Origin of the sequence: Synechococcus sp. R6-7, from assembly GCF_047461695.1 — a bacterium.
Lineage (GTDB): Bacteria > Cyanobacteriota > Cyanobacteriia > Thermostichales > Thermostichaceae > Thermostichus.
Window position 1 is genome coordinate 1 of sequence record NZ_JANSHS010000442.1, and the last position, 6,370, is coordinate 6,370.

7 protein-coding genes and 1 pseudogene are annotated in these 6,370 nt (G+C 55.9%); 5 read left to right on the forward strand and 3 right to left on the reverse strand.

Translation table 11 applies throughout. The annotated features are described in order from the left end of the window. The 5 genes and pseudogenes from NW815_RS12355 to NW815_RS12375 form a co-directional block, all read left to right on the forward strand. Window positions 1-582, forward strand: a pseudogene (locus tag NW815_RS12355) (elongation factor 4); the annotation flags it as partial. A gap of 4 nt (window positions 583-586) precedes the next feature. After that, window positions 587-1,180, forward strand: coding sequence for a bis(5'-nucleosyl)-tetraphosphatase (symmetrical) YqeK (yqeK, locus tag NW815_RS12360; RefSeq protein WP_414328665.1), 594 nt, complete (start codon window positions 587-589; stop codon window positions 1,178-1,180). Between the two features lie 42 nt (window positions 1,181-1,222). Next, window positions 1,223-1,594: a ribosome silencing factor gene (rsfS, locus tag NW815_RS12365; protein ID WP_414389770.1), complete on the forward strand. Its 372-nt coding sequence runs from the start codon at window positions 1,223-1,225 to the stop codon at window positions 1,592-1,594. A gap of 596 nt (window positions 1,595-2,190) precedes the next feature. Continuing rightward, window positions 2,191-2,511 (forward strand): hypothetical protein, encoded by a 321-nt coding sequence (locus NW815_RS12370; RefSeq protein WP_414342999.1) that lies wholly within the window; start codon window positions 2,191-2,193, stop codon window positions 2,509-2,511. Between the two features lie 57 nt (window positions 2,512-2,568). Then, window positions 2,569-3,480, forward strand: a complete 912-nt coding sequence (locus NW815_RS12375; protein ID WP_414389767.1) for a histone deacetylase — start codon at window positions 2,569-2,571, stop codon at window positions 3,478-3,480. Here the strand turns inward: NW815_RS12375 and NW815_RS12380 are convergent. The 3 genes from NW815_RS12380 to speD form a co-directional block, all read right to left on the reverse strand. Further along, window positions 3,477-4,628 (reverse strand): NAD-dependent epimerase/dehydratase family protein, encoded by a 1,152-nt coding sequence (locus NW815_RS12380; RefSeq protein ID WP_011431731.1) that lies wholly within the window; start codon window positions 4,626-4,628, stop codon window positions 3,477-3,479. The two genes, NW815_RS12375 and NW815_RS12380, sit on opposite strands and share 4 nt — an antisense overlap. Before the next feature lie 92 nt (window positions 4,629-4,720). Next, a complete protein-coding gene (locus tag NW815_RS12385; protein WP_414389763.1) occupies window positions 4,721-5,659 on the reverse strand; it encodes a fused MFS/spermidine synthase in 939 nt (312 codons plus the stop codon). A 119-nt stretch (window positions 5,660-5,778) separates the two neighbouring features. Then, window positions 5,779-6,237, reverse strand: coding sequence for an adenosylmethionine decarboxylase (gene speD / locus NW815_RS12390; protein WP_414350000.1), 459 nt, complete (start codon window positions 6,235-6,237; stop codon window positions 5,779-5,781). Window positions 6,238-6,370 lie beyond the last annotated feature (133 nt).

The window sequence follows — 6,370 nt, forward strand, 5'->3', positions numbered from 1 at the left end:
GTAGAGGTGATTCTTCCTGAGGAATTTGTCGGTACCGTGATGGAGCTGTGTGAGACCAAACGCGGCACTTTTAAAGACATGAAATATCTGGCGCAGGGTCGGACTACGCTGGTGTATGAGCTGCCTCTGGCGGAAGTGGTCACCGACTTTTTCGACCAGTTGAAATCGCGCACCCGCGGTTATGCCAGCATGGACTACCAAATGATTGGCTATCGCGCCGATGATTTGGTGCGTTTGGACATTTTGATCAACGGCGATGTGGTGGATTCTCTATCCACAATTGTGCATCGGGACAAAGCTTTTTATGTAGGCCGTTCCCTAGTTGCCAAGTTACGGGAGCTGATCCCACGCCATCAATTTGAAGTGCCCATTCAGGCGGCAATTGGCTCTAAGGTGATTGCTCGTGAAACCATACCAGCCCTGCGCAAAAACGTCTTGGCCAAATGCTACGGAGGAGATGTGACCCGCAAACGCAAGCTTTTGGAAAAACAAAAAGAGGGGAAAAAACGCATGAAGGCGGTGGGAACGGTGGATGTGCCCCAAGAAGCGTTTATGGCCGTGCTGAAGCTGCAGAATGACTAGGGCGATGGGCACTCAACTGGGGCGGGAAGAGGTGTTGGCCTGGCTACAGGAGCGGGTGTCTCCTCCTCGCCTCCGCCATATCTTGGGGGTAGAGGGGATGGCCCGACAGCTGGCGGCCCACTACGGGCTGGATGAGCAGAAAGCTGCTTGGGCAGGGCTGATGCACGACTTGGCCAAGGCTTTCCCGCCGGAGCAACTGTTGCAAAGGGTGGCTCAGGAACGGGAGCTGGATGAAATTGAGCGGGCCGAACCTCACATCCTGCACGCTGAGGTGGGATCCCTGGTGGCGCGGGAGCAGTTTCAGGTACAGGATCCGGAGATTTTGGCGGCCATTGCCAACCACACGCTAGGGCAGCCCGGCATGGATCCCCTCAGTTGCGTGGTTTTCGTGGCCGATGCCCTGGAGCCGAATCGGGGCAACAGCCCAGAATTGGAGCGGTTGCGGCAGATGGCTTTTGTAGATTTGTCTAAAACCGTAGTGGGAGTATGTGACTTGAGCCTAAAATTTTTGCTAGACCGGAATCAGGTGGTTCATCCGCGCACACTCATGACTCGGAATCATTTTTTGTTACATCCTTTAGAAAAAGCGGTGTCCTAGGTTAACTCAGTCGTTTCAGGAGGGTTTTAGTTGCTACATCTCATGCCTGACCCTGCTGGGGATCCCATCTATTGCATGGCGCTGAGTGCAGCTCGCGCGGCAGAAGAGAAAAAAGGTGGCGATATCGTTCTGCTGGATGTATCCCAAGTCTCCACTTTGGCAGATTACTTTCTTCTGGTCAGCGGCTACTCGCTTACGCAAGTCCGCGCCATTGCCCGAGCAATTGAGGAAAAGGTTTGGGACGAGTGGAAACAAACTCCGCGCCGCATCGAAGGGCAGGAATCGGCCTCTTGGATACTGATCGACTATGCCGATCTCATTGTCCATGTGATTATGCAACAGGAAAGGGACTACTATGACCTAGAGTCTTTCTGGATCCAGGCTCAGCGAGTCGATCTGCCCATAGCAGGCTAAATCTATTTGTTTTGGATCCCTGGATTTGGCAGTTCTTCAGGTCTTGGAGCCAAGGGAAGAGTTGCTCTTTACAACTCTTTAACTGCCTTCCAGGGCCTCCTTGACAGACAGAAGTTTTAGTCAATTGTCAAGAAATATGTAAGTTTCTTAATATTCCCGCAATTTCTTACACAGTCACGTGTTAGGGTAGTGAATGACAAATAGCTGAGTAAGATCTTCCTGCCTTTTGCAGTCGAGTTTCTATAGTCTTTGTTAAACGCTCTACCTTGTTTCTCTTGAACGCTGATAATTCTTCGTTGGTACTGAATACCAGCAAAAAGATTTTCCAGCTGCTGATGGCTCCTATTGGCTGCTTTCAGCGGCAAGTGGAAAGGCAAACGAGGCGAATAGAGGAGGCAAGGATTGGCTGCACAAGAGGATCTTACGAACGAAACCGCAACTTCTTCCCGACGGCAGACTTAACTGCAACCGGCTTAAATGGTCGGCCTGTAGGCAAAATCCGGTGCCAAAAGCAGCGGAGGAAGATGGGGAAGCAGCGTTTTTTGTTTAATGTCTGTTTTTAAGAGCGACAGGGATTTTTAGGAGGGACATTCATCATGGAAAAGATGTTGGTTAATATCGTCGAGTACCTGGCATTGGGAGAACTGGAAACTATCCTCTCCACTGAGCACCCCCATCAACAGGTGTTTCATGACGCTAGGGAGCGGGAAGCGATGATGCAGCAGATCCTAAACCGGGTCCCCGCCATCTACATGTGGCTGGCTGCCGATGAGTGTCCCAGCCGCGATCAACTCAATTCCTCTGAGCTGGAATTGCTGCGGTCGGTAGTGCGGGATGTGGTCAATCAAAAACTCCAACAAGCCTCTTTTGGCCTTGACCCCTATGCGGGATCCATGTCAGAGGTCTTCTACGGATAGAGGGGGCGGGCTTAAGCTACACTGCAAAGGCGTTGCCTTAGCTTGTTGCCTCTGCCCATGTTGCCTGTTTACTATTCCGATATTTTCCTCAGCCACGATACTGGGCCATTTCACCCCGAGCGTCCGGCTCGCTTGCAGTCCATTGTTAAGGCGCTGCGTGGTGCCCCTTTTGCCAACCAGTTGGAATGGCGGGATCCCCCCTTGGCGGAGCTGGCAGAGCTGGAGCGAGTACACTCGCGTCGGCACATTCAACAGGTGGCTGAGTTGGCAACAGCAGGTGGGGGACACATTGATGCCGACACTGCTCTCTCGGAGAGAAGTTTTGAAGCGGCGCGCCTGGCTGTGGGAGCTTGGATTGCCGGCTCTGCTTCGGTTTTGGCCACCGCTCAGCCGGCTTTGGTGCTGTGTCGTCCGCCTGGGCATCACGCAGAGCCAGAACGGGCAATGGGGTTTTGTTTATTCAGCAACGCAGCCATTGCGGCGCTGTGGGCGCTGGATCAGCCGGGGGTGAAGCGGGTGGCGATTTTCGATTGGGATGTTCACCACGGCAACGGCACGCAGGCGGTGGTGGAGCGTCACCCCCAACTGGCCTATGCCTCTATCCATCAGTTTCCCCTCTACCCTGGCACGGGCTTGGCCGAGGAAACCGGGATCCACGGCAACCTCTGCAACGTGCCTCTGCCTGCCAGGTCAGACTGGTCGGTCTACAAAAAAGCTCTCGATGAGAAGGTCTTGCCGTTTTTGCGGGCCTTCCAACCGGATTTGCTGCTGGTGAGCGCCGGCTTTGACTGTGCCAAAGGGGATCCCTTGGCCAGTATGCTGCTGGAGCCGGAAGACTTTGGCCGCATGGCCCACCTCTGCCTGGAGGAGGTGACCCGCAAGACCGTCTTCGGGTTAGAAGGGGGCTATGACCTGGAGAATCTGGCCCGCGGCTGGCTGAGCCTGGCCCAAGCTTGCCTGGAGAGTTAACCTTTCCACTTCACCTTGGGTAAAATCTGCCGCACATCCACCCGATCCTTGTACTTGAGAGCAAAGTTGAGCAGCGAATCCAAGAGGGAATCGGACAGATAGTGGGGCTGGAGGCCCAGGTCTAGGAGCTTGGTGTTTTTGGCGTTGTAGTAGTGCTCTTCCAGCTCGACGCGGGGGTTCTCCAGGTGGTTGATTTCCACCTTCAGGCCCATGGTGGCTCCCGCCTTTTGCACCAGCAACGCCAGTTGCTCAACACTAAATTGCTCTGTGAACTGGTTCATCACCCGGAATTGGCCCGGCTCGGCAGGGTGAGCAATGGCCAGCTCCACGCAGCGCACCGTGTCGCGGATATCCAGGAAACCGCGGGTCTGGCCGCCCTTGCCATACACTGTCAGCGGATGGCCCACGGCCGCTTGAATGCAGAAGCGGTTCAGAGCTGTGCCGAATACGCCATCGTAATCGAGACGGTTGATCAGCACCTCGTCCATGCCGGTTTCTTCTGTGAGCACGCCGTATACCACCCCTTGGTTGAGGTCGGTGGCCCGCAGGCCCCACACGCGGCAGGCGAAGTGGATGTTGTGGCTGTCGTGTACTTTGGAGAGGTGATACATGGATCCCGGCTGCTTGGGATAGGGCAGGGTATCCTTGCGGCCATTGTGCTCGATGGTGATGTACCCCTCCTCGATGTCGATGTTGGGGGTGCCGTACTCGCCCATGGTGCCCAGCTTCACCAGGTGGCAATCGGGAAATTCCTCCTTGATGGCGTAGAGGATGTTCAAGGTGCCCACCACGTTGTTCACCTGGGTCATCACCGCATGCTCGCGGCTGATCATCGAGTAAGGGGCAGAGCGCTGCTCGCCAAAGTGAACAATGGCCTCCGGCGGGAAGCGGCGCATGCAGGAGATCAGGGCTTCGTAGTTGGTAACGTCGCAGACAAAGATGGGAATGTCCTTGCCGGTTAGCCCCTTCCAGCGATCCACCCGTTGCTCTAGCTGGGCAATGGGGGTCAGGGTAGAAACCCCCAGTTGCAGATCCCAGAGGCGGCGGACGTAGGAATCGAGAATGGCCACCTCATAACCCCTGTTGGATAGGTGCAGGGCTGTCGCCCAGCCACAGTATCCGTCACCACCAATAACCAGGACTTTCATCAGGGAAGCAAAATTCGGCTGCTCACGAATCTACCAAGTTATGGCACCAAAGACAAACTCTCCTGGGATCCCTTTGAGCGCTGCATGGCTCCTCATTCAATGCGAGGCGGGTTATCCAGGGTATAAACCACAGTCTCGGCGGCAATGGCACGGCGCAGGTGAGCTGGGACTTGGTAGAGGCCCAGAAGGGTGATGCCATCGATGAATTGCAGTGCCCCTCGCTCGGGATCCAACTGTTGGCTCAGAATCTGGTCGATCTGCTCCGGCTCTGGCCTGGAGGGGATGGGATCCTGAGCTGCCAGGGCAAAACCCAGCGGGCCACCGTAGGTGGGGGCATAGATGGAGTAGGGCTGCACAGCGGCAAACACCGTTTTCAGGGTGCGAACAATGCGGGTGTGTTGATGAAGCTCAACCGGACCCGTCGGCCCGGCTTGGATGGTGAAAGCCCCATCGGGCTGCAACTTGGAGCGAATCTGGCGGAAAAACTCCTGGGTGAAGAGGCGGTAGGCAGGGCCGGACTCAATGGGATCGGAGAGATCGGAAAGGATCACATCCCAAATGGGGCCTGTTTCTTGGAGAAAATCCAAGGCATCGGCAATCACCACCTCCACCCGCGGATCTTCAAAGGATCCCTGGTGCATTTCCGGCAGGTGCTCTCGGCAGGCTGCCACCACCTCCCCATCGATGTCCACCATCACCACCTGCTCCACCGAGCGCCAACGCAGCACCTCCCGCAGCGTTGCCCCTTCTGCCCCCCCCAACACCAGTACCCGCCGGGGGATCCCGCCCGCTTGGACAACCTGCACCATAGCCGGATGAACCAAAGCCTCGTGGTACAGAAACTCATCCACGGTAGTGGATTGCCAATGCCCATCCAGCATCAGACCCTTGCCGAAGGCCCCCGTCTCGGCGATCAGCATCTCCTGGAAAGGGGTTTTTCGGTAGGCCAAGATGCGCGTGACGGCACGGGCGGTGTAGTCCCAAGGGGTAAAGTACTCCTGAACCCAGAAGAAACTTCTCGGGCTGCTCATAAGCACCTCGCTACAGCTTTTTCCAGCAACATAGACTGACCTCTAGGGTGAATCGGATCCCACCCAGCCTACAGATGGCCCCCATGACAGTTTGGAAAAAGCTGCGATTGGCGAAGATCTCAGCGCCTTCGTCGGGTCGCTTCACAGGTGAGCACCTCAGCCGAGTCTGGGGCCTCTTCCAGGAGTGTCGGTTGCGCGGTGCGGCGGGGCACCTTGCGCAGGGAATATCGTCGCGCTTGAAACACGTCGATCAGATATTCACAGGCCGCTTCCGGTCGGGTGTGGCGACCACAGGTGAACACATCCACCGCCGCGTAGCCCGCTTCGGGCCAGGTGTGAATGGAGATGTGGGATTCCCCCAAAAGAGCGAGGGCTGTAATCCCCTGTGGCTCAAATGAATGGCACAGCTCTCCCAAAAAGGTGGAGTTGGAGCGTCTCGCTGCCTCCCGCAAAGCCTGTTGCACCAGAGAGGCATCATCCAAAAGTTTGGCCGGGCAGTCGTAAAGCTCCAGGATACAGTGGATCCCGATCAGAGCTGGAGACCTATCCCCTAATTGGCCAGATAGTGTGTGCAGCATACTATCCCCTAATTGGCCAGATAGAACAGATTAGAACCAGAGGCTGCACAGAAAGCGCAGCTTTACCATTGTCTCACAATTGTCATACTCCCCTGGCTAAAGGCAGGGGATTCTGGTTCCTGGTTCTGCGACA